Here is a 25,659-nt window from a genome sequence, read left to right on the forward strand (position 1 = left end):
GTTATGCCGATTCAGGTTCTGCCGCCGCAGCTTGCGAACCAGATCGCCGCGGGCGAAGTGGTGGAGCGCCCTGCATCGGTGGTCAAGGAGCTGGTAGAAAACAGTCTTGATGCGGGCGCCACGCGAATCGATATTGATATCGAGCGCGGCGGCGCTAAGCTCATCCGCATTCGTGATAACGGCGGCGGTATTAAGAAAGACGAGCTGGCGCTGGCGTTAGCGCGCCACGCTACCAGTAAAATCGCTACCCTCGACGATCTTGAAGCCATCATCAGTCTTGGTTTTCGCGGTGAAGCGCTGGCCAGTATCAGCTCCGTTTCACGCCTGACGCTCACCTCCCGCACAGCAGAACAGCAGGAAGCCTGGCAGGCCTATGCCGAAGGTCGCGATATGGCGGTGACGGTGAAACCGGCCGCGCACCCGGTGGGAACCACCCTCGAAGTGCTCGATCTCTTTTACAACACCCCGGCGCGGCGCAAATTCATGCGCACTGAAAAAACCGAGTTTGGGCATATTGATGAGGTCGTACGCCGCATCGCGCTGGCGCGCTTCGACGTGACAATTCAGCTCAGTCATAACGGCAAACTGGTGCGCCAGTACCGTGCGGTACCGGAAGGCGGGCAGCAGGAGCGTCGCCTGGGCGCCATTTGTGGTACCCCGTTTCTCGAGCAGGCGCTGGCTATTGAGTGGCAGCACGGCGATCTCACTCTGCGTGGCTGGGTCGCAGATCCGAACCACGTCACTCCGGCGCTGACGGAGATTCAGTACTGCTACGTCAACGGTCGCATGATGCGCGATCGCCTGATCAACCACGCCATTCGTCAGGCCTGCGAAGACAAGCTGGGGGCCGATCAACAACCCGCTTTTGTCCTGTATCTGACTATCGATCCGCATCAGGTGGATGTGAACGTGCATCCGGCCAAACACGAGGTGCGTTTCCACCAGTCGCGTCTGGTGCATGACTTTATCTATCAGGGTGTGCTGAGCGTGCTGCAACAGCAGCTGGAAACCCCACTGCCGCTCGCAGGCGAAGAAGAGCAGGCTCCGGCGCGCCATATTCCGGAGAACCGGGCGGCGGCGGGGCGCAATCAGTTTGCTGAGCCCGCGGCAACGCGTGAACCGCAGGCCCCTTCTTATACTGCTAAAGGGGCAAGCTCCTCGCCACGCGGCGGCAATGCCTCGTGGCCGAACGCTCAACCGGGATACCAAAAGCAGCAGGGGACGCTATATCGCCATCTGCTGGAGACGCCGGAACCCGCGCAAAAGCCGCAGGCAAAACCACAGCCGAGCAGCCTTGACGGCCACAGCCAGAGTTTTGGTCGTGTGCTGACCATTGTCGACGGCGACTGTGCGCTGTTGGAACGCGGCGGGCGTTTATCCCTGCTGGCGTTGCCGGTTGCCGAGCGCTGGTTACGCCAGGCGCAGCTTACGCCGGGACAGGAGTCCGTGTGTGCGCAACCGCTACTGATCCCGCTGCGTCTTAAGATATCGGATCCCGAAACGGCGGCGCTGAAAAAGGCGCAGTCTGCGTTGGTCGAACTGGGTATTGATATTCAGCTGGAGGCGCAGCACGTCACGGTGCGGGCGGTGCCTTTACCCTTAAGACAACAAAATTTACAAATCTTGATTCCTGAACTGATAGGCTACCTTGCGCCGCAAAGCACCTTCGTTGCCAGCGACCTTGCGCAGTGGATTTCTCGTCATCTGGCGAGCGAACACACGCAATGGAATATGGCTCAGGCGATTGCGGTACTGGCCGATGTTGAGCGCTTATGCCCTCAGCTGGTAAAAGCGCCGCCGGGTGGTCTGTTACAATCCGTTGACCTGCATTCGGCGATGAACGCCCTGAAAGATGAGTGACGTTATAAAAGCAAATTTGCCAAAGGCAATTTTTTTAATGGGGCCAACGGCCTCAGGTAAAACCGCGCTGGCCATTGAGTTGCGTAAAGTTTTGCCAGTAGAGTTGATAAGCGTAGACTCCGCCCTTATTTACCAAGGGATGGATATCGGTACGGCTAAGCCAGACGTGGAAGAGCTTCGCGCGGCACCGCACCGGTTGCTCGACATCCTCGATCCGGCGCAGGCTTATTCGGCGGCAGATTTTCGCCGCGATGCGCTGGCAGAGATGGCTGAAATCACCGCTGCGGGCCGTATTCCGCTGCTGGTGGGTGGAACAATGTTGTATTTCAAGGCTTTGCTGGAAGGGTTGTCGCCATTACCGTCGGCGGATCCGGAGGTCAGAGCCAGAATTGAGCAGGATGCTGCAGAGCGCGGATGGGGGGCGTTGCATGAGCAACTTCGGGACATTGACCCGGTGGCTGCTGCCCGCATTCATCCGAATGATCCGCAAAGACTTTCCCGGGCACTGGAAGTTTTTTTCATTTCGGGTAAAACTTTAACGGAACTGACGCAAACGTCAGGAGACGCTTTGCCGTATCAGGTGCATCAGTTCGCCATCGCCCCGGCGAGCCGTGAACTGCTCCATCAACGTATCGAGCAGCGTTTTAACCAGATGTTGGCTTCAGGTTTTGAAGCTGAAGTGCGGGCGCTGTATGCCCGTGGAGATTTGCATACGGATATGCCTTCCATTCGTTGTGTGGGATACCGCCAGATGTGGTCTTACCTTGAAGGCGAGATCTCCTACGATGAAATGGTTTATAGAGGTATTTGCGCCACGAGACAGTTAGCAAAGCGCCAGGTGACCTGGTTGCGCGGTTGGGACGGCGTTCATTGGTTAGACAGTGAACAACCTGAACAGGCGTTCAACGAAGTACTACAGGTAGTTGGTGCGACTGCGGGCTGAATGTGTACAATTGAACCGTATCGTGCGCAATTTTTCAGAACCGAAAGGTTCAAAGTACAAAACAAGCATATAAGGAAAAGAGAGAATGGCTAAGGGGCAATCTTTACAAGATCCGTTCCTGAACGCATTGCGTCGGGAGCGTGTTCCAGTTTCTATTTATTTGGTGAATGGTATTAAGCTGCAAGGGCAAATTGAGTCTTTCGATCAGTTCGTGATCCTGTTGAAAAACACGGTCAGCCAGATGGTCTACAAGCACGCAATTTCTACTGTTGTCCCGTCTCGCCCTGTTTCTCATCACAGCAACAATGCGGGCGGTAGCACCAGTAACTACCACCACGGCAGCAACGCGCAGGGTTCTTCTGCGCCTGCGCAGGACAGCGACGATACCGAATAAGGTTGATGGCTGTTTATCCATGTCGGGGAAGCAGATTTTTGCGTTCCCCGCTGGTATTTCAGGAGATATAACGCTTGTTTGACCGTTATGACGCCGGTGAGCAGGCGGTACTGGTACACATCTATTTTTCGCAAGACAAAGATATGGAAGATCTCCAGGAGTTTGAATCTCTGGTCTCTTCCGCCGGTGTCGAAGCAATGCAGGTGATTACCGGTAGCCGTAAAGCGCCGCACCCAAAGTATTTTGTAGGTGAAGGTAAGGCTGTCGAAATTGCAGAGGCCGTAAAAGCGACCGGGGCATCCGTTGTCTTGTTTGATCATGCATTATCGCCCGCCCAGGAACGTAACCTGGAGCGTTTGTGTGAGTGCAGGGTTATCGATCGTACTGGTCTGATATTAGATATTTTTGCCCAGCGTGCGCGTACCCATGAGGGTAAGCTGCAGGTTGAGCTGGCGCAGCTGCGCCATCTGGCAACGCGCCTGGTGCGCGGCTGGACCCACCTTGAAAGGCAAAAAGGCGGGATTGGTTTGCGCGGTCCGGGTGAGACCCAGCTGGAAACCGACCGCCGTTTGCTGCGCAATCGCATCATGCAAATCCTCTCGCGCCTTGAAAGAGTAGAAAAACAGCGTGAGCAGGGGCGCCGTTCGCGAACCAAAGCCGATATACCGACCGTGTCGCTGGTGGGATACACCAACGCCGGGAAGTCGACGCTGTTTAACCAGATAACTGAAGCGCAGGTTTATGCGGCGGATCAGCTGTTCGCTACGCTTGATCCCACGCTGCGTCGTATCGACGTGGTTGACGTCGGTGAGACCGTATTAGCGGATACCGTAGGTTTTATCCGCCATTTGCCGCACGACCTTGTGGCGGCGTTTAAAGCGACGCTGCAGGAAACCCGGCAGGCGACGCTGTTGCTGCATGTGATAGACGCCGCTGACGTCCGTCTGCAGGAAAACATCGATGCGGTGAATATCGTCCTCGAAGAGATCGAAGCGGACGAGATCCCAACGCTTCTGGTGATGAACAAAATCGATATGCTGGATGATTTTGAGCCGCGTATCGACCGGGATGAAGAGAATAAACCGATCCGGGTGTGGCTTTCAGCACAGACCGGGGTCGGCGTACCACTGCTTTTCCAGGCTTTAACGGAACGTCTTTCCGGGGAAATAGCGCAGCACACGTTGCGTCTGCCACCGCAGGAAGGTCGTCTGCGAAGCCGGTTTTATCAGCTTCAGGCGATAGAAAAAGAGTGGATGGAGGATGACGGCAGCGTCGGGATGCAGGTGCGCATGCCAATCGTTGACTGGCGTCGTCTCTGTAAACAAGAACCTGCACTGGTGGACTACGTGGTCTGACCGGAGGGGACTAGCCTGAAGGTTTCGCCTCTATACCTGAACGTGATGGGTATAAACACCGCATAACAAATATGGAGCATATACATGGCGTGGAATCAGCCCGGTAACAACGGACAGGACCGCGACCCGTGGGGAAGCAGCAATAATCAAGGCGGCAACTCTGGGGGTAACGGTAACAAAGGCGGTCGCGAGCAGGGGCCACCGGATCTGGATGATATCTTCCGCAAACTGAGCAAAAAGCTCGGCGGTCTGGGCGGCGGTAAAGGCGGTCAGGGCGGTGGAAGCAATAATACTCAAGGGCCTCGCGGTCAGATGAGCGGACGCATTGTCGGCATCGTCGCGGCGGCTATTGTGATCATCTGGGCAGCCAGTGGATTCTATACCATCAAGGAAGCCGAGCGTGGTGTGGTGACGCGTTTTGGTAAGTTCAGCCATCTGGTTGAGCCAGGCCTGAACTGGAAGCCGACCTTCGTTGATGAAGTGACCCCGGTTAACGTCGAAGCGGTGCGTGAACTGGCGGCGTCCGGCGTGATGCTGACTTCTGATGAAAACGTGGTGCGCGTTGAGATGAACGTGCAGTACCGCATTACCGATCCGCAGAACTACCTGTTCAGCGTGACCAGCCCGGACGACAGCCTGCGTCAGGCAACGGACAGTGCGCTGCGTGGCGTTATCGGTAAATACACCATGGACCGTATTCTGACCGAAGGTCGTACGGTTATCCGTAGCGATACTCAGCGTGAGCTGGAAGAGACAATTCGTCCGTACAACATGGGTATCACCCTGCTGGACGTCAACTTCCAGGCCGCTCGTCCGCCGGAAGAGGTGAAAGCCGCATTTGACGATGCGATTGCCGCTCGTGAAAACGAACAGCAGTACATCCGTGAAGCCGAAGCTTACGCCAACGAAGTACAGCCACGCGCTAACGGTCAGGCGCAGCGTATCCTCGAAGAGGCCCGTGCGTATAAGACTCAGACCATCCTTGAAGCACAGGGTGAAGTGGATCGCTTCTCGAAAGTTCTGCCGGAATATAAAGCAGCGCCGGAAATTACGCGTGAACGTCTGTATATCGAAACCATGGAAAAAGTGCTGAGCCATACTCGCAAAGTGCTGGTTAACGATAAGAGCGGCAACCTGATGGTGCTGCCACTGGATCAGATGCTGAAGGGTGGTAATGCACCGGCAGCAAAGAGCGATAAGAGCGCGGCAAACAGCCTGTTACGTCTGCCGCCAGCTTCCTCTTCCAGTACCGCAGCAAGCAACACATCGTCCACCAGTCAGGGCGATATCATGGACCAACGCCGCGCTAACGCGCAGCGTAACGATTACCAGCGTCAGGGGGAATAACGATGCGTAAGTCTGTTATTGCGATAATTGTCATCGTGCTGGTAGCGCTGTATGCCTCTGTTTTTGTTGTCAAAGAAGGTGAGCGCGGTATTACACTGCGTTTCGGTAAAGTCGTTCGCGACAACGAAAACAAACCGCTGGTGTTTGCGCCGGGCCTGCACTTTAAAGTGCCGTTTATTGAATCAGTAAAAACGCTGGATGCGCGCATTCAGACCATGGACAACCAGGCCGATCGCTTTGTGACCAAAGAGAAAAAGGACCTGATCGTTGATTCCTACATCAAATGGCGCATCAGCGACTTCAGCCGTTACTACCTGGCGACCGGCGGCGGCGACGTCTCCCAGGCCGAGGTTCTGCTGAAGCGTAAATTCTCTGACCGTCTGCGTTCTGAAATCGGTCGCCTCGACGTGAAAGACATCGTGACCGATTCTCGTGGTCGTCTGACGCTGGAAGTTCGTGATGCGCTGAACTCCGGTTCTGCGGGCACTGAAGATGAAGTGACGACGCCTGCGGCCGACGACGCGATTGCCAAAGCTGCTGAACGTGTTCAGGAAGAGACCAACGGCAAAGTGCCGGTCATCAACCCGAACAGTATGGCGGCACTGGGTATCGAAGTGGTTGACGTCCGTATCAAGCAGATCAACCTGCCGGCGGAAGTCTCTGAGGCTATCTACAACCGTATGCGCGCTGAGCGTGAAGCCGTCGCTCGTCGCCATCGTTCTCAGGGCCAGGAAGAAGCAGAAAAACTGCGCGCTACTGCGGATTACGAAGTGACGAAAACGCTGGCAGAAGCCGAGCGCCAGGGGCTTATCCTGCGTGGTGAAGGTGATGCGGAAACCGCGAAACTGTTTGCCGACGCGTTCAGCCAGGATCCAGGCTTCTATGCCTTTATCCGTAGCCTGCGCGCTTATGAAAACAGCTTTGAAGGCAACCAGGACGTCATGGTTCTGAGCCCGGACAGCGATTTCTTCCGTTATATGAAGACGCCGAGCTCAACGACGCGTTAATATTTAGCTCGCTTTGCTGTCAAACCACCGCTTCCTCTGGAAAGCGGTGGTTTTCTTTTATAAGGAATCAAAATGAACTCAACAATCTGGCTGGCACTCGCGTTGGTTCTGGTGCTGGAAGGTCTCGGCCCGATGCTCTATCCCAAGGCCTGGCGACGGATGGTCGCGACGATGAGCCAGTTGCCCGACCACCTGCTGCGACGTTTTGGCGGAGGTCTTGTGGTTGCGGGGATCGTTATCTACTACATGTTGAGGAAAACGGTTGGCTGATCAAATTACAGTCAGATTTGCCTAATTTAGGGGTCAAAAAGTGCTGTAACTCTGAAAAAGCGATGGTAGAATCCTTTTTTAAGCAAACGGTGATTTTGAAAAATGGGTAACAACGTCGTCGTACTGGGCACCCAATGGGGTGACGAAGGTAAAGGAAAGATCGTAGATCTTCTGACTGAACGGGCCAAATATGTAGTTCGCTACCAGGGCGGACACAACGCAGGCCACACTCTCGTAATCAACGGTGAAAAAACCGTCCTCCATCTCATTCCATCAGGTATTCTCCGTGACAATGTGACCAGCATCATTGGTAACGGTGTTGTGCTGTCTCCAGCTGCGCTGATGAAAGAGATGAAAGAACTGGAAGACCGTGGTATCCCGGTTCGTGAACGTCTGCTGCTGTCTGAAGCTTGTCCGCTGATCCTCGATTATCACGTCGCGCTGGATAACGCACGTGAGAAAGCACGCGGTGCGAAAGCTATCGGTACTACCGGTCGTGGTATCGGTCCTGCTTATGAAGACAAAGTAGCTCGTCGCGGTCTGCGCGTGGGTGACCTGTTCGACAAAGCGACCTTCGCTGAAAAACTGAAAGAAGTGATGGAATATCACAACTTCCAGCTGGTTAACTTCTACAAAGTAGAAGCAGTTGACTACCAGAAAGTGCTGGATGATGTTATGGCGGTTGCCGATATCCTGACTGCAATGGTTGTTGACGTTTCTGACCTGCTGGACCAGGCGCGCAAGCGTGGCGACTTCGTGATGTTCGAAGGCGCACAGGGTACCCTGCTGGATATCGACCATGGTACTTATCCGTACGTAACCTCTTCTAACACCACCGCTGGTGGCGTAGCAACAGGTTCTGGCCTCGGCCCGCGCTATGTAAACTACGTCCTGGGCATCATCAAAGCATACTCCACTCGCGTGGGTGCCGGTCCGTTCCCGACCGAGCTGTTTGATGAAACCGGTGAGTTCCTGTGTAAGCAGGGTAACGAATACGGTGCAACTACCGGCCGCCGCCGCCGTACTGGCTGGCTGGACTCCGTTGCAGTACGTCGCGCGGTACAGATCAACTCCCTGTCGGGTTTCTGTCTGACCAAGCTGGACGTCCTGGACGGCCTGAAAGAAGTGAAAATTTGTGTAGCTTACCGCATGCCGGATGGCCGCGAAGTGACCACCACTCCGCTGGCAGCCGACGACTGGGAAGGTATCGAGCCTATCTACGAAACCATGCCAGGCTGGTCTGAGACCACCTTCGGTGTGAAAGAACGTAGTGGCCTGCCGCAGGCAGCGCTGAACTACATCGCTCGTATTGAAGAGCTGACTGGTGTTCCGGTTGATATTATCTCTACCGGCCCGGACCGCACTGAGACCATGATCCTGCGTGACCCGTTCGACGCATAATCATGTCAGGGGCACCTTCAGGGTGCCCCAATATCCTCGCATTTTCCTTCCTCGTTCAAATAAATTAGCGGCTGAAGTCCTGGCTGGTTTATCATCAATAGTAATAATACCCGCTTTCCCCCTGTTTTGAGGTTGATGTGCAGTTAACAAGTTTCACCGATTACGGATTACGTGCGCTGATTTATATGGCGTCGCTGCCGAATGGGAAGATGACCAGTATCTCCGAAGTGACGGATGTGTACGGCGTATCCCGTAATCACATGGTCAAAATAATCAACCAGCTGAGCCGCGCCGGGTACGTTACCGCCGTGCGTGGTAAAAATGGGGGGATCCGCTTAGGCAAACCGGCGGATGCAATCCGCGTGGGCGACGTGGTTCGGGAACTGGAACCGCTCTCACTTGTGAACTGCAGCAGCGAGTTTTGCCATATAACACCTGCCTGTCGGTTAAAACAGGCACTTTCTCAGGCCGTGCAAAGTTTTCTCAAGGAACTGGATAACTACACGCTGGCTGATTTGGTTGAAAAGAATCAACCGCTATATAAATTATTGCTGGTGGAGTGACGAGTCACTTCACCAGAGATGACGACGGAGGAACCGATATGTCACAAGATCCTTTCCTGGAACGCGAAGCAGAAAAATATACCAATCCTATCCCAAGCCGGGAATTTATCCTCGACCACATATCCAAACGTGAAAAACCGGTCAGCCGCGATGAGCTGGCGGTCGAGCTAAAAATTGAAGGCGAAGAGCAGCTGGAAGCGCTGCGTCGCCGTCTGCGCGCCATGGAGCGCGACGGACAACTGGTCTTTACCCGCCGCCAGTGCTACGCGCTGCCGGAGCGTCTTGACCTGCTGAAAGGCATTGTCATTGGCCATCGCGATGGCTATGGCTTCCTGCGCGTGGAAGGTCGTAAAGATGACCTTTACCTTTCCAGCGAGCAGATGAAAACCTGTATTCACGGCGACCAGGTGTTGGCGCAGCCGTTAGGGGCAGACCGCAAGGGCCGCCGCGAAGCGCGCATCGTGCGCGTACTGGTGCCTAAAACCAGCCAGATTGTTGGCCGTTACTTTACCGATGCCGGCGTGGGCTTTGTCGTTCCTGATGACAGCCGCCTGAGCTTCGATATCCTCATTCCGCCGGAAGAGGTGATGGGCGCGCGCATGGGCTTCGTGGTGGTGGTTGAACTCACCCAGCGCCCAACGCGCCGCACCAAAGCGGTGGGTAAAATCGTCGAAGTGCTTGGCGATAACATGGGCACCGGTATGGCCGTGGATATGGCGCTGCGCACCCATGAAATTCCTTATGTCTGGCCGCCAGCGGTCGAGAAGCAGATTGAGGGCCTGAAAGAGCAGGTACCTGAGTCGGCGAAAGCCGGACGCGTTGATTTACGCGACCTGCCGCTGGTCACCATCGACGGCGAAGACGCCCGCGACTTCGATGACGCGGTCTACTGCGAGAAAAAACGCGGCGGCGGCTGGCGCCTGTGGGTTGCCATTGCTGACGTAAGCTATTACGTTCGCTCGGGTACGGCGCTTGATAACGAAGCGCGCAGTCGCGGTACGTCCGTGTACTTCCCGTCGCAGGTTGTCCCGATGCTGCCAGAAGTACTCTCTAACGGCCTGTGTTCTCTGAACCCGCAGGTTGACCGTCTGTGCATGGTCTGCGAGATGACTATCTCGTCGAAGGGTCGTCTGACCGGCTTTAAATTCTACGAAGCGGTGATGAGCTCCCATGCCCGTCTGACCTATACCAAGGTCTGGCATATGCTGCAGGGCGATCAGGATCTGCGTGAGCAGTATGCGCCGCTGGTGAAGCATATCGAAGAGCTGCACAACCTGTATAAAGTGCTGGATCAAGCGCGCGAAGAGCGCGGCGGCATTTCGTTTGAGAGCGAAGAGGCGAAGTTTATCTTCAACGCTGAACGTCGAATCGAACGTATTGAGCAAACCCAGCGTAACGACGCGCACAAACTGATTGAAGAGTGCATGATCCTGGCTAACATCTCGGCGGCACGTTTTGTCGAGAAGGCCAACGAACCTGCGCTGTTCCGTATTCACGATAAGCCGAGCAGCGATGCGATTACCGCGTTCCGCTCCGTACTGGCAGAGCTGGGCCTTGAGCTGCCGGGTGGCAACAAGCCGGAGCCGCGCGACTACGCCGAGCTGCTGACCTCCATCGCCGATCGTCCGGATCATGAAATGCTGCAGACTATGCTGCTGCGCTCGATGAAGCAGGCGGTCTACGATCCGGAAAACCGTGGTCACTTTGGCCTGGCGCTGCAGTCCTATGCGCACTTTACTTCGCCTATCCGCCGTTACCCGGACCTGTCGCTGCATCGCGGCATTAAGTATCTGCTGGCGAAAGAGCAGGGGCACAAGGGCAACAGCACCGAAACCGGCGGCTGGCACTACAGCATGGAAGAGATGCTGCAGCTTGGCGCGCATTGCTCGATGACTGAGCGCCGCGCCGATGAAGCGACCCGTGAAGTTTCTGACTGGCTGAAGTGTGACTTCATGCAGGATCAGGTGGGCAACGTCTTCCCTGGCGTGATTGCAAGCGTTACCGGCTTTGGTTTCTTTGTTCGTCTGAACGATCTGTTTATCGATGGCCTGGTGCACGTCTCTACGCTTGATAACGACTACTACCGCTTCGACCAGATTGGCCAGCGTCTGATTGGTGAATCCGGCGGTCAGACCTACCGTCTGGGCGACCGCGTGGAAGTCCGTGTAGAAGCGGTCAACATGGATGAGCGTAAAATTGACTTCTCGCTGATCTCAAGCGAGCGTACGCCGCGCAACGTTGGTAAAACCGTGCGCGAGAAGGCGAAGAAAGCCGGTTCCGGCAAGCCGGGCGGTAACCGTCGTCAGGCGGGAAAAAAGGTCAACTTCGAGCCAGACAGCGCGTTCCGTGGCGAAAAGGGCAACGCCAAACCACCGAAGGCGAAAAAAGCGAAGAACGTGAAAAAACCATCGGCGAAAACGCAGAAAATCGCGGCTGCCACCAAGGCTAAACGTGCGGCGAAGAAGAAAACCGCCGAGTAATTTCCCCCTCACCCTCTCCCTGACCGGGAGAGGGTAAATGCAATTTATGAGAACCATCAATGAGTGAAATGATTTACGGCATCCACGCGGTCCAGGCGCTGCTGGAACGTGCCCCGGAGCGTTTTCAGGAAGTCTTTATCCTGAAAGGCCGCGAAGACAAACGTCTGCTGCCGGTTATCCATGCGCTGGAAGCCCAGGGCGTGGTGATTCAGGTTGCCAGCCGCCAGTATCTGGATGAAAAAAGCGAAGGTGCCGTGCATCAGGGGATCATCGCCCGTGTGAAACCTGGTCGTCAGTATCAGGAAAACGATCTGCCCGATCTGCTTGCGACCCTCGACCAGCCGTTCCTGCTGATCCTCGACGGCGTAACCGATCCGCATAACCTCGGTGCCTGCCTGCGTAGCGCCGATGCGGCTGGTGTACATGCGGTGATTGTCCCGCGTGACCGTTCCGCACAGCTTAACGCGACCGCGAAGAAAGTAGCCTGCGGCGCGGCGGAGAGCGTACCGCTCATCCGCGTGACCAACCTGGCGCGTACTATGCGTCTGCTGCAGGAAGAGAACGTCTGGATCGTAGGTACCGCAGGCGAAGCCGACCACACCGTTTACCAGAGCAAAATGACCGGCCCGCTGGCGCTGGTGATGGGTGCAGAAGGTGAAGGTATGCGTCGCCTGACCCGCGAACACTGCGATGAGCTTATCAGTATTCCGATGGCGGGCAGCGTGTCTTCGCTGAACGTGTCGGTGGCGACCGGCATCTGCCTGTTCGAGGCCGTGCGCCAGCGCGCGAAGTAAAGCGTCAAAGCCTTCTTTCGGGAAGGCTTTTTAGTATTGCACCCTCTCCTTTTGGCAGAGGGTGAGGGGGTAAGGCCGCAGCGATCTCACTCCGCCAATGAGCGTAGATGGTCGTCTTTGTTGAGCGTCATCAACGCCAGCACGCTAACCACCGCCGTTGCCATCACGTAGTACGCCGGAATATCCAGATTGCCGGTCTGCTTAATCAATCCAGTAATAATCAAACCCGCGCAGCCGGAAAACAGCGCATTCGATAACGAGTACGCCAGCCCCAGCCCGGTGTAACGCACTTTGGTCGGGAACATCTCCGCAAGCATCGCCGGGCCTGGCCCCGCCAGCATTCCAACCAGACCACCTGCCACCAGGACCACCACCGCCTTAATGAGCAAGGTACTCGACTCTGCCTGCAGAACTTTCAGCAGCGGCAGGGCGAGCACCAGCAGCAGAACCGCAGCCAGTACCATGACTTTACGACGGCCAATCCGGTCGCTGAGCATTCCGGAAGGTAAAATGGTTAGCGCAAAACCGATGTTAGAGATAACCGCAATCAGCAGCGCCTGGTTAAACCCGGTGTGCAGCGAGGATTGCAGGTAAGCGGGCATGATAACCAGATAGGTATATCCGGCAGCGGACCACACCATCAAACGACCAATCCCGACCACAATCGCCTTCAGCGTACTACTGAAGCTTGCCGCCACGCGTTCAGGCTGCGGTTGCTGCTGTTGGCGGACAAAGCTCGGCGTCTCTTCAAGGCTCAGACGCAGCCACAGCGCGACGGCACCCATCGGCAGTGCAAGGAAGAACGGAATGCGCCATCCCCAGTCGTGAAGCGCTTCTACGCTCAGTAGCGCCGATAGCAGTGCGACGATCCCAGCTCCCGCCAGCAGGCCCAGCGCGACGGTGAAGGACTGCCAGGCGCCGTACAGCCCACGTTTACCGCGTGGGGCAAACTCAGTCATCAGCGATACCGCACCGCCATATTCACCACCGGCGAACAGCCCCTGCAGGATGCGAAGCCCTGTCAGCAGCAGCGGTGCTGCCACGCCTATGCTGGCGTAGACCGGCACCAGGCCGATCGCTGCGGTTGCCAGCGTCATCAGTACCAGCACCAGAATCAACGTCGGCTTACGGCCAATTTTGTCGCCAATACGGCCAAACACCACCGCACCCAGCGGGCGGAAGAAGAAGGCTACGGCAAACGAGGCATAGGTGAGGATAAGTCCGGTCAACGGCGTTTCGCCGGCGAGCTGGAAGAAGTTGTGGGCAATGACCGTCGCCAGAAAACCGTAGACGGCAAATTCATACCATTCGATAAAGTTGCCGATGGAGCCAGCAATTAGCGCGCGCTTGTGGGCGTTGTGCGTCAGAGCCGTGTTGTGCATAGGGCATCCCGTCAATAAACATCGTGTTTACGTTCGAATAAATTATTCCATACATAAACGATTATGAAATTTAATATTCTTATGATGTGTGATGCCCTTCACGCCAAAAGGCGCTACCGACAGCAGTAAAGGCAAAGCCTGGCCATACTTAGCTCGACTGCCATTGAAGGAGGGAGACACGATGCACTGGCAAACCCATACCGTATTCAATCAGCCGATGCCGCTGAACAACAGTAACCTGTTCCTCTCAGATACCGCGCTGCGCGAGGCGGTACAACGGGAAGGGGCTGGCTGGGACAGCGAGCTTTTGGCGAGTATTGGCCAGCAGCTGGGCACGGCGGAATCGCTTGAGCTGGGGCGGCTTGCGAACGTCAATTCACCCGAACTATTACGCTATGACGCGAGCGGCGAGCGGCTGGACGATGTACGTTTTCATCCGGCATGGCATTTGCTGATGCAGGGGCTGTGCGCCAACCGGGTACATAATCTCGCCTGGGAAGAGGAGGCTCGCGGCGGGTCGTTTGTCGCCCGGGCCGCGCGCTTTGTACTGCATGCCCAGGTGGAGGCGGGCACGCTGTGTCCGATTACCATGACCTTTGCCGCTATCCCACTGCTGAAAGCGCATTTGCCCGCGCCGTTTGCCGACTGGCTGACACCGCTGCTGAGCGACCGCTACGATCCGCATTTGCTGCCAGGCTCGCAAAAACGTGGCCTGCTTATTGGTATGGGGATGACGGAAAAGCAGGGGGGGTCGGACGTCCTTAGCAACACCACGCGGGCTGAACGAACCTCAGACGGCAGCTGGCGGCTGGTGGGGCATAAGTGGTTTTTCTCGGTGCCGCAAAGCGATGCACATCTGGTGCTGGCTCAGACCAGGGGCGGCTTGTCCTGCTTCTTTGTGCCACGCTTTTTACCCGACGGCCAGCGCAATGCCGTACGGCTGGAGCGTCTTAAGGATAAGCTCGGCAATCGCGCCAATGCCAGCAGTGAAGCGGAATTCCTCGATGCCGCTGGCTGGCTGCTTGGCGAAGAGGGGGATGGTGTTCGGCAAATCCTCAGAATGGGCGGGCTGACGCGCTTTGACTGCGCAATGGGTAGCCATGGGCTGATGCGCCGGGCGCTGTCGGTGGCGCTGTACCATGCCCATCAGCGGCAGGCGTTTGGTAAGAACCTTATCGATCAGCCGATGATGCGTGAGGTGCTGGCCCGTATGGCGTTGCAGCTGGAAGGGCAGAATACGTTCCTGTTTCGCCTGGCGCGCGCCTGGGATAAACCCCATGATGCCGAGGAAAAGCTGTGGGCGAGGTTGTTCACGCCGGCGGCGAAGTTCGCGGTCTGTAAAGATGGTATTCCCTTTGTTGCAGAAGCGATGGAGGTGCTGGGGGGGATCGGTTATTGCGAGGAGAATGAGCTACCGCGCCTGTACCGTGAAATGCCGGTCAACAGTATCTGGGAGGGGTCGGGCAACATCATGTGTCTGGACGTGCTGCGCGTGCTGGGCAAACAGCCCGGTGCGGTGGAGATCCTCAGCAATGAGTGCGCAGAGGTAAAAGGGCAGGACCGCCACTTCGACAGGGCCTGGCGCCAGCTACAGCAGCGTCTGCGTAAACCTTCAGAGGCTCACGGCAGGGAAATTACCCGTCAGCTGTATCTGCTCGGCACCGGGGCGCAGATGCTGCGCTATGCATCGCCGCCGATGGCGCAGGCCTGGTGTCGGATGATGCTGGATACGCGGGGAGGTTCGCTTATGGATGCACAATTAACGGATGATTTACTGCTGCGGGCAACGGGAGGCGGGCGGTAACGAAACGGGCAGGCAGCGATTGTCTGCCCGTTTTACTTAAGCATAAAGAATCGCCTGAACGCGCCAGTTATCCGGCTGCTGCTCTTCGTACATTTGCACGATACGATACCAGGATGCGCCCTGTTCATCCGCCTTAGTGGCGATGACGCGTTCGACATCCTGTTGGCTGCCGGAAATATTATTAACCGAAAGCAAGCCAATTTCGTTGAGCCCCGTGACACAATCAGCGCTGGCAAATTCAGCAGATTGTGCGACGGCGTTCTCCATCCCTGAATAGAGCAGGATGGGCGATAATGCAGGTGAATTTTTGATCATCGTCAGCTCCATTTCCTGGTAACCCTGAGGTCAGGGCAATCCATCGCGGGCGCTTCTCCATATCAGACAGAGCGCATTATGTCCCAGGAAACGTGAACGGAGGCAAAGTCACTGTAAAGATGACGAAAAGTATCGTGAAGTCATTTGCGATACAGGATGGCCTGCGAATACCACTGTCCGGGCACCACGGTGTCATCAATCATCATTATCACGTAATAATCAGCCTTTGCAGCGACGACTTTGGCTTTGATGGCAGCTTCGACGTCCATCGGGGAACCATAGACCATTGCGCTCACCGTGCCGATTTTGTGCAGCCCTTCCGTCTGATTACGACGAATTTCCTGCGGGTGATCGGCCAGAGGTGGGGGTGGTTCTGGCGTTCCTTGCAGCATGGCACATCCACTCAGTAACACTGCCAGCATCAAAGGTACAAACCGTCGCATAGCCATATCTCGTTTCCTGATAAGTGATAGTGTAGTGGGAGTTGCCATCGCTTTTGGGGGAATGTTCCCGAATTGTTATCTCTGACGCTATTTTCGAATGAAAACGTTGCGAAAGCGTAACCCACTTCTCAACATTATGAATCATTCTCCCCTGCTGTGGCTTGCAGAATCTGCTGTCGCATGGCATACCAGCATAAAAGAAGGAGGCCATAAATGATTGAACTTGAAGTGCGAAATCTTGCCGGGAGCGAGATCCTTCACGCTTTTCCCCAGGGAAAAATGCGGCAACCGTTGCCGACGATAGTCTTTTATCACGGCTTCACGTCATCAAATCTGGTCTACAGCTACTTTGCCGTCGCGCTGGCGCAGGTCGGTTTTCGGGTGGTGATGCCGAACGCCGTTGAGCATGGTTCACGCTTTCAGGGTGATGAGCAGGGAAGGATGCAGCGCTTCTGGCCAATCCTGTTGCAGAATTTTGCTGAGTTTCCCGCGCTTCGTGATGCGCTGCTGGCAGAGAGCTGGGTCGCCGAAGGCAGGCTGGCGGTGGCGGGGGCCTCGATGGGCGGAATGACCGCGCTGGGTATCATGACCCAACATCCGGAAGTGAAATGTGTGGCAAGCCTGATGGGGTCTGGCTATCTGAGCCAGCTTGCAGAAACGCTGTTCCCCTCAACCGACCGCTGGTCAACGCAAGAGGTAGCGACGCTTGCAAAATATGATGCCCGCCGCCAGTTGATGAACCTTGCCAACCGCCCGCTGCTGCTCTGGCACGGCACCGATGACGACGTCGTACCTGCGGCTGAGAGCCTGCGTCTTGGCGAGGCGCTTCGCCAGTCAGGGCTGGATAATCAGCTCACCTGCGTCTGGCAGGAGGGCGTTCGCCACCGCATTACGCCAGAGGCGCTGGCGTCTACGGTGAAGTTCTTCAGTAAACACCTCTAAACTAGCAGGATTTTGACACCCTGCGCTTCGAGCTGTTTGAGGATCGCGGGGTCAGCCTGTTTGCCCGTAATAACCATATCGATTTCGTCGACGCGGCTGAACAGCATCCCGGCGCGTTCGCCGACTTTGCTGCTGTCGACGAGCACTACCAGTTTGCCGACGACGTTCAGCATTTTCTGTTCGGCCATCGCGGTCAGCATGTCGGTTTTATACAATCCTTCGCTGGTTAACCCTTTGCCGCTGGTAAACATCCAGTGCCCGGCGTAGAGGCTGTTCTCACTGCCCTGGGGGCTCAGCGTAATCGCGTGGCTCTTATTGTACTGGCCACCCATGATGATCACACTGTCGTGCTCCTGATCTATCAGATAGTTTGCCAGCGGCAGGTAGTTGGTGATGATTTGCACCGGTTTGCCGCACATCTCTCTGCCGAGCAGAAACGCCGTTGAGCCGCAGTTAATGACCACGCTTTCGCCGGAGCTGACCAGCTGCGACGCCGCCCGCGCTATCCTCACCTTTTCATCGTGATTCTGCGCCTGATGAATATTCAGCGGCGACCAGCGCGGGCGCTGCGGGTTGATGGCCTCAGCGCCGTTACGCACTTTCTTCAGCTTGCCGCTTTCATCCAGCTTATTGATATCTCGCCGCGCCGTGGCCGGGGAGATCCCGAGCCGGGCTATCACCTGTTCCACCGTGACGAAGCCGGTCTGCGCCAGTAACTCCAGCAGGATTTGATGTCGTTGTGCTTCCGTCATGAGCTGATCCGATAAAATATGATGGCTAAAGATGATATTTGAAATGACCTGAAAATACTAAAACTTAGTGCGCATTCCAGGTGTGGGCAGGAAGTATTAACTTCCTGCCCGGGTACGCTAGAGGAAGGATTTAAACGGCAGATCGGGCTCGATAGTAAAGCAGTCGTCAAAGCCACGCGGGTAGTGGTATTCGAAATTGTCTTTATCCAGCGGCCAGGTAAATTTACCCCCCACCTGCCAGATAAACGGTTTGAAGCCATACTTCAGCCGGTCTTTTTTCATCTCCCAAAGCACGCGGATCTCCTGCGGATCGGCCTGGAAGTTTGACCAGATATCGTGATGGAAGGGGATCACCACCTGAGTATTCAGCGATTCAGCCATCCGCAGAATGTCGGCGCTGGTCATTTTGTCGGTGATCCCGCGCGGGTTTTCCCCATACGAGCCCAGCGCGACGTCTATCTGGTGCTCGTTACCGTGCTTCGCGTAATAGTTGGAGTAATGGGAGTCACCGCTGTGGTACAGCGTGCCACCCGGGGTTTTAAACAGATAGTTCACCGCTCGTTTGTCCATTCCATCGGGCAGCACGCCCGCGGCTTTCTGCTCTACCGGCAGGGTGATAAGCGCGGTGCGGTCGAAGGCGTCCAGGGCGTGGATTTCGATATCTTTTATTTTCACCACGTCACCGGGTTTTACCACGATGCAGCGCGATGCCGGCACGCCCCAGCCGATCCACAGATCCACACAGGTTTGTGGCCCAATGAACGGAACATTATCATCACAGTTCTGCATTACGGCAGCGGCAACGTTGACGTCGATATGATCGTTATGATCATGAGTGGCGAGGACGGCGTCTATCTGGCGAATGGCAAAAGGATCGAGGACAAACGGCGTGGTGCGCAGGTTCGGTTGCAGTTTTTTGACCCCGGCCATGCGCTGCATCTGATGGCCCTGTTTCATTAGCGGGTTACCGTGGCTTTGTTTGCCGGTGCCACACCAGAAATCGACACAGACGTTGGCACCACCTTCCGACTTAAGCCAGATCCCGGTACACCCCAGCCACCACATGGCAAACGTACCTGGAGCGACCTTTTCCTGCTCAATTTCTTCATTCAGCCAGCTACCCCATTCCGGAAAGGTGCTCAGAACCCAGGATTCGCGGGTGATGGTGTTCACTTTACTCATCGGATCTTTCCTCATGTGTTGTCAAAATAAATCACTTAATGATTGCTTTTGATTAATCCTGACATCCTTTTATGAGGAATGCAACGGGGTGGCTTTGCGTTTATATCTCCTTTTCTGCTATTGGCTAAAACGACATGAGAGCATGTTTATTATATAAAAATTCATATTTATCAATAAAATGAAATGAATCGCAGGAAGGGTGACTCTGCAAATGAAATCCATAGGTAGAGTGTGGAGATAAATTGCGGTGTAAATCACAAATAATCAAATTCAATCTTGTTGTGATTATTTTTGATTATTAGAGTGAAGGCACATAACAACCCCGGGGGTAACAACTGCCCGGCGTCTTCCCTTCAGGAGAGCGTAATGGAGATCCTCTACAACATCTTTACCGTGTTCTTTAACCAGGTGATGACTAACGCGCCGCTGCTGCTGGGTATCGTGACCTGTCTGGGCTACATCCTGCTGCGCAAAAGCGTCAGCGTTATCGTCAAAGGCACTATCAAAACCATTATCGGTTTTATGCTCCTGCAGGCGGGGTCTGGGATCCTGACCAGCACGTTTAAACCCGTAGTGGCAAAGATGTCCGAAGTTTACGGCATCAACGGTGCTATCTCTGACACCTACGCTTCCATGATGGCGACCATTGAACGTATGGGGGATGCCTATAGCTGGGTGGGGTATGCGGTATTGCTGGCTCTGGCGCTGAATATTATCTACGTGCTATTACGCCGCATTACCGGTATTCGCACCATCATGTTAACCGGGCACATCATGTTCCAGCAGGCGGGGCTGATTGCGGTGTTCTTCTACATTTTCGGTTATCCGATGTGGACCACCATCATCTGCACGGCGGTGCTGGTGTCGCTGTACTGGGGGATAACCTCCAACATGATGTACAAACCCACTCAGGATGTGACCGAGAACAGCGGTTTCTCCATTGGTCACCAGCAGCAGTTTGCCTCATGGATTGCCTATAAAATCGCGCCGTATCTCGGCAAGAAAGAGGAGAGTGTGGAAGATCTGAAGCTGCCTGGCTGGCTCAACATCTTCCACGACAACATCGTTTCTACCGCTGTTGTGATGACCATCTTCTTTGGCGCTATCCTGCTCTCCTTTGGCATTGATACCGTGCAGGCGATGGCCGGGAAAACGCACTGGACCATCTACATTCTGCAAACCGGCTTCCAGTTCGCGGTGGCGATTTTCATCATCGTGCAGGGTGTGCGTATGTTTGTTGCTGAACTTTCCGAGGCGTTTAACGGTATTTCGCAGCGGCTGATCCCGGGGGCGGTGCTGGCTATCGACTGTGCCGCCATTTACAGCTTTGCACCGAACGCCGTGGTATGGGGCTTTATGTGGGGCACCATTGGCCAGCTTATTGCCGTTGGCATCCTGATTGCCTGCGGTTCCTCGATTCTCATCATCCCTGGTTTTATCCCGATGTTCTTCTCCAACGCCACCATTGGCGTATTTGCTAACCACTTCGGCGGCTGGCGGGCTGCGCTCAAGATTTGCCTGGTGATGGGCATGATTGAAATCTTTGGCTGCGTGTGGGCCGTGAAATTAACCGGCATGAGCGCATGGATGGGGATGGCGGACTGGTCGATTTTGGCTCCGCCGATGATGCAGGGCTTTGCCTCCGTTGGGCTGATTTTTATGACCGTCATTATCCTCATCGCCCTGGCTTACATGTTCTTCGCTGGCCGCACGCTGCGGGCAGAAGAAGATGCAGAAAAACAACTGGCAGAAACCTCTGCTCAATAAGGAGTTCCGATTATGACCGTACGTATTCTTGCAGTCTGTGGTTGTGGGCAAGGTAGTTCCATGATCATGAAGATGAAAGTGGACCAGTTCCTGAAAGAGCAGGGCGTTGACCATACCGTCAATAGCTGCGCCGTCGGCGAGTACAAAAGCGAACTCAGCGGCGCGGATATCATCATCGCCTCAACCCATGTCGCGAGCGAAATCACCGTATCTGGCAACAAATATGTCGTCGGCGTACGCAACATGCTCTCCGCCGCTGATTTTGGCCCGAAGCTGATGGAAGTGATCAACGCCCACTTCCCGCAGGCCGTGAAGTAAGGGGGTTGCATGAAATTACGCGATTCGCTGATAGAGAACCGTTCTATCCAGCTTCAGGCAGACGCTGACAGCTGGCAGGAAGCGGTAAAACTTGGTGTCGATTTGCTGGTGGCTGCGGACGTTGTTGAGCCGCGTTACTACAAGGCGATTCTCGACGGTGTGGCGCGTTTCGGGCCGTATTTCGTGATTGCGCCGGGCCTCGCGATGCCGCATGGCCGCCCGGAAGAGGGCGTAAAGAAAAATGGCTTTGCGCTGGTCACTCTGAAAACGCCGCTGGTGTTCAACCATGAAGAGAACGACCCGGTCGACATCCTGATAACGCTTGCTGCGGTTGACGCCAGAAGTCACCAGGAAGAAGGCATCATGCAGATAGTCAATCTGTTTGAAGATGAAGCCAATTTTGATCGCCTTCGCGCCTGCCGTAGCGCGCAGGAGGTGGTGGATTTAATCGATAAGGCGACGGCCGCTGCCGTTGAATAAGGGAGAAAATCATGTCTCATTCATTACCGATGCTGCAGGTAGCGCTGGATAACCAGACCATGGCTGACGCTTACGCCACCACCCGCCTGATTACAGAAGAAGTCGATATCATTGAAGTGGGTACCATCCTCTGCGTCGGGGAAGGGGTCCGTGCGGTACGCGATCTGAAGGCGCTGTACCCGCACAAAATCGTCCTTGCCGATGCCAAAATTGCCGACGCCGGGAAAATCCTCTCACGGATGTGTTTTGAGGCCGATGCTGATTGGGTGACGGTTATCTGCTGTGCGGATATCAACACCACCAAAGGCGCGCTGGAAGTGGCGAAGGAGTTTAACGGCGACGTGCAGATTGAGCTGACCGGCTACTGGACCTGGGAGCAGGCGCAGGCCTGGCGCGAAGCGGGAATTCAGCAGGTGGTGTATCACCGCAGCCGCGACGCGCAGGCAGCGGGCGTTGCGTGGGGTGACGCGGATATCAGCGCTATCCGACGCTTATCCGACATGGGCTTTAAGGTCACCGTGACCGGTGGCCTGGCGCTGGAGGATCTGCCGTTGTTTAAAGGTATTCCGATCCACGTCTTTATCGCAGGTCGCAGCATTCGTGATGCCGCAAGCCCGGTGGAAGCGGCGCGGCAGTTCAAACGCTCAATCGCCCAGCTTTGGGGTTAAGGAGCGGCTATGTTGTCGATACCGAACCCGCTCGGCATCTATGAGAAAGCGCTCCCCGTCGGGGAGTGCTGGCTGGAGCGCCTGCAGCTCGCGAAATCGCTGGGTTTTGATTTTGTAGAAATGTCGGTGGATGAAAGCGACGCGCGGCTGGCGCGGCTGGACTGGAGCACAGAGCAGAAGCTGACGCTGGTGCAGGCTATTGCGAAGACCGGCGTCCGGGTGCCCTCGATGTGTTTAAGCGCCCATCGTCGCTTCCCGCTGGGTTGTGAGGATGATGCGATTCGCGCCGAAGGGCTTTCTATCATGCGTAAAGCCATCCAGCTCGCCCAGGATGTCGGTATCCGCGTGATCCAGCTTGCAGGCTACGATGTTTACTATCAGCAGGCGAACGACGAAACGCGGCGCCGCTTTCGCGAAGGATTGAAGGAGAGCGTTGAAATGGCGAGCCGCGCGCAGGTGACCCTGGCCATGGAGATCATGGACTACCCGCTGATGAACTCTATCAGCAAAGCGCTGGGGTATGCGCACTACCTCAATAATCCGTGGTTCCAGCTGTACCCGGATATCGGCAACCTGTCGGCATGGGACAACGATGTGCAGATGGAGCTGCAGGCCGGGATGGGGCATATCGTGGCGGTGCACGTGAAAGACACCCGACCGGGCGAATTTAAAAATGTGCCGTTCGGCAGCGGCGTTGTCGATTTTGAACAGTGCTTCCGCACGCTTAAACAGAGCGGCTACTGTGGGCCTTATCTGATTGAGATGTGGAGCGAATGCGCAGACGACCCGGCGGCAGAAGTGGCGAAAGCGCGCGAATGGGTGCTCACAAGAATGGCGCGCGCCGGGCTTGGGGAGGGAAACCATGCAGCAGCTTAAACAGCAGGTGTTTGATGCAAATCTGGACTTACCCCGCTACGGGCTGGTGACCTTCACCTGGGGAAACGTTAGCGCCATCGATCGCGAACACGGGAGGGTGGTTATCAAACCGAGCGGCGTGCCCTACGAAACGATGACGGTCGAAGATATGGTGGTGGTGGATCTCAACGGCGAGGTGGTTGAGGGTAAATGGCGACCCTCGTCGGATACCGCTACGCATCTGGCGCTCTATCGCCGCTACCCGTCCATCGGCGGTATCGTACATACCCACTCAACTCATGCCACCGCGTGGGCGCAGGCAGGGCTGGCTATTCCGGCGCTCGGTACCACCCACGCGGATTATTTCTTTGGTGACATTCCCTGTACCCGGGCGTTAAACGAGCAGGAGGTGGCTGAAGCCTATGAGCTCAACACCGGTAAAGTGATCATTGAGACCCTGGCCGAGCGTAACCCGCTGCATACGCCCGGAGTTGTGGTGTATCAGCACGGGCCGTTTGCGTGGGGAAAAGACGCCAGTGATGCCGTACACAATGCGGTGGTGATGGAAGAAGTGGCGAGGATGGCGTGGATGGCTCGCGGTATTAATCCGCACCTGAGCGCCATCGACAGCTGGCTGATGAACAAACACTTCATGCGCAAACATGGGCCGAACGCCTATTACGGGCAGAAGTGAGGCGAAAAAAAAAGCCCTCGGCGACGAGGGCAAGTTAAGGTGTATCAATATTCTCGTTAGGATGTTCCTGGTGCTAGCGATAAACTTCTGCACTGGCGTGAACGGGGCCGTTACTGCCCGGCTCATGGATGAGTATCGGGTAGAAGAACTTCGCGCCGCGTGCGTCGCTTTCTTCGTTAAGTGCCTGAACGGCTTCGCTTTCAGTGGCGATGTTATGATTAATGTAAATCACGCCTAAGCTCTGCACGTTGTCCATATTTTTAGCCTGCGAGCCGGTAATTTTTACGGCTGCCATCGCGTTTGCGCTGAACAACACGGCAGCCATGATAGTCAATGCGATGTATTTCATGATTTCTTCTCCCTACCGCCGATAACGCGTTGTTGGTGACCTCTCCATCAGCACTGGGGGGGTTATGCTATAAGTGTAATGCCAACCACATGGTTAAATAGTGACCATTTCTGATGCTGTTGTTCAAAAAAATCCCGCATTCTTTGCTGATTAATTTTAAATCACAGACTTAGGTGCGTTTCGCGCTTCGTGCGAATTATTTGTACAACTGCCTTGTCTTTGTCGGGCAGCGCAAGTAGAATGACGCGTCAATTTTTCAGCCGACCTTTAACACGTTCCTTGCCTCCCCGGGCCTCGGCTGACCCAGACAGGAGGCTGAATAATCCGTAAGGAGCAATTCGATGCGTCATTACGAAATCGTTTTTATGGTCCATCCTGACCAGAGCGAACAGGTTCCGGGCATGATCGAGCGCTACACTGGTGCAATCACTGCAGCAGAAGGCAAGATCCATCGTCTGGAAGACTGGGGCCGCCGTCAGCTGGCTTACCCGATCAACAAACTGCACAAAGCTCACTACGTTCTGCTGAACGTTGAAGCTCCGCAGGAAGCGATCGATGAGCTGGAAACTAACTTCCGCTTCAACGATGCCGTTATCCGTAGCATGGTAATGCGTACTAAGCACGCTGTTACCGAAGCATCTCCGATGGTTAAAGCGAAAGACGAGCGTCGTGAGCGTCGCGATGATTTCGCAAACGAAACCGCAGATGATGCAGATGCTGGGGATTCTGAAGAGTAATTACTGATGACCAACCGTCTGGTGTTGTCCGGTACCGTGTGCAGGACGCCACTTCGCAAGGTCAGCCCATCAGGAATTCCTCACTGCCAGTTCGTGCTTGAGCATCGTTCAGTGCAGGAGGAAGCCGGTTTTCACCGGCAGGCATGGTGCCAAATGCCCGTTATTATTAGCGGACACGAGAACCAGGCCATTACTCACAGTATAACGGTCGGTACTGCAGTCACCGTTCAGGGGTTCATTAGTTGCCACAAGGCAAAGAACGGTCTGAGCAAAATGGTGTTGCATGCCGAGCAGATTGAATTGATAGATTCTGGAGACTAGCCAAATGGCACGTTATTTCCGTCGTCGCAAGTTCTGCCGTTTCACCGCGGAAGGCGTTCAAGAGATCGACTATAAAGATATCGCTACGCTGAAAAACTACATCACCGAAAGCGGTAAGATTGTCCCGAGCCGTATCACCGGTACCCGTGCAAAATATCAGCGTCAGCTGGCACGCGCTATCAAACGCGCTCGCTACCTGTCCCTGCTGCCGTACACTGATCGTCATCAGTAATCGG

At 55.4% G+C, this 25,659-nt stretch carries 28 protein-coding genes; 22 read left to right on the forward strand and 6 right to left on the reverse strand.

All coding sequences use genetic code 11. The features are described 5' to 3' along the window. Nucleotides 1–3: 3 nt before the first annotated feature. From mutL to rlmB, 11 genes are all read left to right on the forward strand, one after another. Nucleotides 4–1,860 carry a DNA mismatch repair endonuclease MutL gene (gene mutL, locus C7387_RS15885; RefSeq protein ID WP_006816789.1) on the forward strand — a complete coding sequence of 619 codons (1,857 nt, stop codon included), beginning with the start codon at nt 4–6 and terminating at the stop codon, nt 1,858–1,860. Continuing rightward, nucleotides 1,853–2,803 carry a tRNA (adenosine(37)-N6)-dimethylallyltransferase MiaA gene (miaA, locus tag C7387_RS15890; RefSeq protein WP_120817060.1) on the forward strand — a complete coding sequence of 317 codons (951 nt, stop codon included), beginning with the start codon at nt 1,853–1,855 and terminating at the stop codon, nt 2,801–2,803. Before mutL ends, miaA begins: the two co-directional genes overlap by 8 nt. 85 nt (nt 2,804–2,888) lie before the next feature. Next, a complete protein-coding gene (gene hfq, locus C7387_RS15895; RefSeq protein ID WP_006816791.1) occupies nt 2,889–3,197 on the forward strand; it encodes an RNA chaperone Hfq in 309 nt (102 codons plus the stop codon). A gap of 74 nt (nt 3,198–3,271) precedes the next feature. Next, on the forward strand, nt 3,272–4,552 hold the full coding sequence (hflX, locus tag C7387_RS15900; RefSeq protein ID WP_120817061.1) for a ribosome rescue GTPase HflX: 1,281 nt from the start codon (nt 3,272–3,274) through the stop codon (nt 4,550–4,552). A gap of 84 nt (nt 4,553–4,636) precedes the next feature. Next, the gene (hflK, locus tag C7387_RS15905) at nt 4,637–5,899 is read left to right on the forward strand and encodes an FtsH protease activity modulator HflK (protein WP_006816793.1); all 1,263 of its coding nucleotides are present in this window, start codon (nt 4,637–4,639) and stop codon (nt 5,897–5,899) included. Nucleotides 5,900–5,901: 2 nt separating this feature from the next. Next, complete coding sequence (hflC, locus tag C7387_RS15910; RefSeq protein ID WP_006816794.1) at nt 5,902–6,906, forward strand: protease modulator HflC; 1,005 nt, start codon at nt 5,902–5,904, stop codon at nt 6,904–6,906. A 72-nt stretch (nt 6,907–6,978) separates the two neighbouring features. Next, a complete protein-coding gene (locus tag C7387_RS15915) occupies nt 6,979–7,176 on the forward strand; it encodes a DUF2065 domain-containing protein (RefSeq protein ID WP_006816795.1) in 198 nt (65 codons plus the stop codon). Nucleotides 7,177–7,278: 102 nt separating this feature from the next. After that, the gene (gene purA, locus C7387_RS15920) at nt 7,279–8,577 is read left to right on the forward strand and encodes an adenylosuccinate synthase (protein ID WP_006816796.1); all 1,299 of its coding nucleotides are present in this window, start codon (nt 7,279–7,281) and stop codon (nt 8,575–8,577) included. 137 nt (nt 8,578–8,714) lie between these two features. Beyond that, complete coding sequence (nsrR, locus tag C7387_RS15925) at nt 8,715–9,140, forward strand: nitric oxide-sensing transcriptional repressor NsrR (protein ID WP_038252675.1); 426 nt, start codon at nt 8,715–8,717, stop codon at nt 9,138–9,140. A gap of 38 nt (nt 9,141–9,178) precedes the next feature. After that, nucleotides 9,179–11,620: a ribonuclease R gene (rnr, locus tag C7387_RS15930; protein ID WP_120817062.1), complete on the forward strand. Its 2,442-nt coding sequence runs from the start codon at nt 9,179–9,181 to the stop codon at nt 11,618–11,620. A gap of 59 nt (nt 11,621–11,679) precedes the next feature. Beyond that, entirely contained in the window at nt 11,680–12,414 is a 735-nt protein-coding gene (gene rlmB / locus C7387_RS15935; RefSeq protein WP_038252673.1) for a 23S rRNA (guanosine(2251)-2'-O)-methyltransferase RlmB, read from the forward strand. A gap of 86 nt (nt 12,415–12,500) precedes the next feature. Here the strand turns inward: rlmB and C7387_RS15940 are convergent, their stop codons facing one another. Then, entirely contained in the window at nt 12,501–13,796 is a 1,296-nt protein-coding gene (locus C7387_RS15940; protein WP_038252671.1) for an MFS transporter, read from the reverse strand. A 181-nt stretch (nt 13,797–13,977) separates the two neighbouring features. On the opposite strand from C7387_RS15940, the gene C7387_RS15945 reads away from it, so the two are divergent. Continuing rightward, nucleotides 13,978–15,600, forward strand: a complete 1,623-nt coding sequence (locus tag C7387_RS15945; protein WP_120817063.1) for an isovaleryl-CoA dehydrogenase — start codon at nt 13,978–13,980, stop codon at nt 15,598–15,600. A gap of 36 nt (nt 15,601–15,636) precedes the next feature. On the opposite strand, the gene yjfN is transcribed toward C7387_RS15945, so the two are convergent. Both yjfN and bsmA read right to left on the reverse strand, forming a co-directional pair. Continuing rightward, a complete protein-coding gene (gene yjfN / locus C7387_RS15950) occupies nt 15,637–15,912 on the reverse strand; it encodes a DUF1471 family protease activator YjfN (RefSeq protein WP_161616063.1) in 276 nt (91 codons plus the stop codon). Between the two features lie 143 nt (nt 15,913–16,055). After that, nucleotides 16,056–16,364, reverse strand: a complete 309-nt coding sequence (bsmA, locus tag C7387_RS15955; protein WP_006816803.1) for a biofilm peroxide resistance protein BsmA — start codon at nt 16,362–16,364, stop codon at nt 16,056–16,058. A gap of 207 nt (nt 16,365–16,571) precedes the next feature. On the opposite strand from bsmA, the gene yjfP reads away from it, so the two are divergent. Then, nucleotides 16,572–17,300, forward strand: a complete 729-nt coding sequence (gene yjfP / locus C7387_RS15960) for an esterase (RefSeq protein ID WP_120817064.1) — start codon at nt 16,572–16,574, stop codon at nt 17,298–17,300. Here yjfP and ulaR read toward each other — a convergent pair. Both ulaR and ulaG read right to left on the reverse strand, forming a co-directional pair. Continuing rightward, nucleotides 17,297–18,052 (reverse strand): HTH-type transcriptional regulator UlaR, encoded by a 756-nt coding sequence (gene ulaR, locus C7387_RS15965; RefSeq protein WP_038252664.1) that lies wholly within the window; start codon nt 18,050–18,052, stop codon nt 17,297–17,299. The genes yjfP and ulaR overlap by 4 nt on opposite strands. A gap of 117 nt (nt 18,053–18,169) precedes the next feature. After that, nucleotides 18,170–19,234 (reverse strand): L-ascorbate 6-phosphate lactonase, encoded by a 1,065-nt coding sequence (ulaG, locus tag C7387_RS15970; protein ID WP_038252662.1) that lies wholly within the window; start codon nt 19,232–19,234, stop codon nt 18,170–18,172. Between the two features lie 366 nt (nt 19,235–19,600). On the opposite strand from ulaG, the gene ulaA reads away from it, so the two are divergent. Genes ulaA through C7387_RS16000 form a run of 6 tightly spaced genes read left to right on the forward strand, consistent with a single transcriptional unit; the run spans nt 19,601 to nt 24,016 of the window. After that, entirely contained in the window at nt 19,601–21,001 is a 1,401-nt protein-coding gene (ulaA, locus tag C7387_RS15975) for a PTS ascorbate transporter subunit IIC (RefSeq protein ID WP_006816809.1), read from the forward strand. Between the two features lie 12 nt (nt 21,002–21,013). Further along, nucleotides 21,014–21,319 (forward strand): PTS ascorbate transporter subunit IIB, encoded by a 306-nt coding sequence (gene ulaB / locus C7387_RS15980; RefSeq protein WP_038252658.1) that lies wholly within the window; start codon nt 21,014–21,016, stop codon nt 21,317–21,319. 9 nt (nt 21,320–21,328) lie between these two features. Next, entirely contained in the window at nt 21,329–21,799 is a 471-nt protein-coding gene (gene ulaC / locus C7387_RS15985) for a PTS ascorbate transporter subunit IIA (protein ID WP_120817065.1), read from the forward strand. An 11-nt stretch (nt 21,800–21,810) separates the two neighbouring features. Further along, nucleotides 21,811–22,467, forward strand: a complete 657-nt coding sequence (locus C7387_RS15990; protein WP_120817066.1) for a 3-keto-L-gulonate-6-phosphate decarboxylase UlaD — start codon at nt 21,811–21,813, stop codon at nt 22,465–22,467. A 9-nt stretch (nt 22,468–22,476) separates the two neighbouring features. Continuing rightward, nucleotides 22,477–23,343 carry an L-ribulose-5-phosphate 3-epimerase gene (locus tag C7387_RS15995; RefSeq protein ID WP_006816813.1) on the forward strand — a complete coding sequence of 289 codons (867 nt, stop codon included), beginning with the start codon at nt 22,477–22,479 and terminating at the stop codon, nt 23,341–23,343. After that, a complete protein-coding gene (locus C7387_RS16000; RefSeq protein WP_120817067.1) occupies nt 23,330–24,016 on the forward strand; it encodes an L-ribulose-5-phosphate 4-epimerase in 687 nt (228 codons plus the stop codon). Before C7387_RS15995 ends, C7387_RS16000 begins: the two co-directional genes overlap by 14 nt. Nucleotides 24,017–24,089: 73 nt before the next feature. Here the strand turns inward: C7387_RS16000 and C7387_RS16005 are convergent, their stop codons facing one another. Continuing rightward, nucleotides 24,090–24,365, reverse strand: coding sequence for a YdgH/BhsA/McbA family protein (locus C7387_RS16005; protein ID WP_006816815.1), 276 nt, complete (start codon nt 24,363–24,365; stop codon nt 24,090–24,092). A gap of 341 nt (nt 24,366–24,706) precedes the next feature. On the opposite strand from C7387_RS16005, the gene rpsF reads away from it, so the two are divergent. Genes rpsF through rpsR form a run of 3 tightly spaced genes read left to right on the forward strand, consistent with a single transcriptional unit; the run spans nt 24,707 to nt 25,655 of the window. Next, nucleotides 24,707–25,102, forward strand: coding sequence for a 30S ribosomal protein S6 (gene rpsF / locus C7387_RS16010; protein ID WP_006816816.1), 396 nt, complete (start codon nt 24,707–24,709; stop codon nt 25,100–25,102). Between the two features lie 6 nt (nt 25,103–25,108). Continuing rightward, nucleotides 25,109–25,423, forward strand: a complete 315-nt coding sequence (gene priB / locus C7387_RS16015) for a primosomal replication protein N (RefSeq protein ID WP_038252653.1) — start codon at nt 25,109–25,111, stop codon at nt 25,421–25,423. 4 nt (nt 25,424–25,427) lie between these two features. Continuing rightward, nucleotides 25,428–25,655: a 30S ribosomal protein S18 gene (gene rpsR, locus C7387_RS16020; protein WP_000135199.1), complete on the forward strand. Its 228-nt coding sequence runs from the start codon at nt 25,428–25,430 to the stop codon at nt 25,653–25,655. The last annotated feature ends 4 nt before the right edge of the window (nt 25,656–25,659 follow it).

The sequence above is a fragment of the Yokenella regensburgei genome (assembly GCF_003634235.1).
Taxonomy (GTDB): Bacteria; Pseudomonadota; Gammaproteobacteria; order Enterobacterales; family Enterobacteriaceae; genus Yokenella; species Yokenella regensburgei.

What these genes read in the sequence shown, in the direction of transcription:
- mutL (WP_006816789.1), top strand. Translation starts at nt 4, where the DNA reads ATGCCGATTCAGGTTCTGCCGCCGCAGCTTGCGAACCAGATCGCCGCG.
- miaA (WP_120817060.1), top strand. Translation starts at nt 1,853, where the DNA reads ATGAGTGACGTTATAAAAGCAAATTTGCCAAAGGCAATTTTTTTAATG.
- hfq (WP_006816791.1), top strand. Translation starts at nt 2,889, where the DNA reads ATGGCTAAGGGGCAATCTTTACAAGATCCGTTCCTGAACGCATTGCGT.
- hflK (WP_006816793.1), top strand. Translation starts at nt 4,637, where the DNA reads ATGGCGTGGAATCAGCCCGGTAACAACGGACAGGACCGCGACCCGTGG.
- hflC (WP_006816794.1), top strand. Translation starts at nt 5,902, where the DNA reads ATGCGTAAGTCTGTTATTGCGATAATTGTCATCGTGCTGGTAGCGCTG.
- C7387_RS15915 (WP_006816795.1), top strand. Translation starts at nt 6,979, where the DNA reads ATGAACTCAACAATCTGGCTGGCACTCGCGTTGGTTCTGGTGCTGGAA.
- purA (WP_006816796.1), top strand. Translation starts at nt 7,279, where the DNA reads ATGGGTAACAACGTCGTCGTACTGGGCACCCAATGGGGTGACGAAGGT.
- rnr (WP_120817062.1), top strand. Translation starts at nt 9,179, where the DNA reads ATGTCACAAGATCCTTTCCTGGAACGCGAAGCAGAAAAATATACCAAT.
- rlmB (WP_038252673.1), top strand. Translation starts at nt 11,680, where the DNA reads ATGAGTGAAATGATTTACGGCATCCACGCGGTCCAGGCGCTGCTGGAA.
- C7387_RS15940 (WP_038252671.1), bottom strand. Translation starts at nt 13,796, where the DNA reads ATGCACAACACGGCTCTGACGCACAACGCCCACAAGCGCGCGCTAATT.
- C7387_RS15945 (WP_120817063.1), top strand. Translation starts at nt 13,978, where the DNA reads ATGCACTGGCAAACCCATACCGTATTCAATCAGCCGATGCCGCTGAAC.
- bsmA (WP_006816803.1), bottom strand. Translation starts at nt 16,364, where the DNA reads ATGGCTATGCGACGGTTTGTACCTTTGATGCTGGCAGTGTTACTGAGT.
- yjfP (WP_120817064.1), top strand. Translation starts at nt 16,572, where the DNA reads ATGATTGAACTTGAAGTGCGAAATCTTGCCGGGAGCGAGATCCTTCAC.
- ulaR (WP_038252664.1), bottom strand. Translation starts at nt 18,052, where the DNA reads ATGACGGAAGCACAACGACATCAAATCCTGCTGGAGTTACTGGCGCAG.
- ulaG (WP_038252662.1), bottom strand. Translation starts at nt 19,234, where the DNA reads ATGAGTAAAGTGAACACCATCACCCGCGAATCCTGGGTTCTGAGCACC.
- ulaA (WP_006816809.1), top strand. Translation starts at nt 19,601, where the DNA reads ATGGAGATCCTCTACAACATCTTTACCGTGTTCTTTAACCAGGTGATG.
- ulaB (WP_038252658.1), top strand. Translation starts at nt 21,014, where the DNA reads ATGACCGTACGTATTCTTGCAGTCTGTGGTTGTGGGCAAGGTAGTTCC.
- ulaC (WP_120817065.1), top strand. Translation starts at nt 21,329, where the DNA reads ATGAAATTACGCGATTCGCTGATAGAGAACCGTTCTATCCAGCTTCAG.
- C7387_RS15990 (WP_120817066.1), top strand. Translation starts at nt 21,811, where the DNA reads ATGTCTCATTCATTACCGATGCTGCAGGTAGCGCTGGATAACCAGACC.
- C7387_RS15995 (WP_006816813.1), top strand. Translation starts at nt 22,477, where the DNA reads ATGTTGTCGATACCGAACCCGCTCGGCATCTATGAGAAAGCGCTCCCC.
- C7387_RS16000 (WP_120817067.1), top strand. Translation starts at nt 23,330, where the DNA reads ATGCAGCAGCTTAAACAGCAGGTGTTTGATGCAAATCTGGACTTACCC.
- C7387_RS16005 (WP_006816815.1), bottom strand. Translation starts at nt 24,365, where the DNA reads ATGAAATACATCGCATTGACTATCATGGCTGCCGTGTTGTTCAGCGCA.
- rpsF (WP_006816816.1), top strand. Translation starts at nt 24,707, where the DNA reads ATGCGTCATTACGAAATCGTTTTTATGGTCCATCCTGACCAGAGCGAA.
- priB (WP_038252653.1), top strand. Translation starts at nt 25,109, where the DNA reads ATGACCAACCGTCTGGTGTTGTCCGGTACCGTGTGCAGGACGCCACTT.
- rpsR (WP_000135199.1), top strand. Translation starts at nt 25,428, where the DNA reads ATGGCACGTTATTTCCGTCGTCGCAAGTTCTGCCGTTTCACCGCGGAA.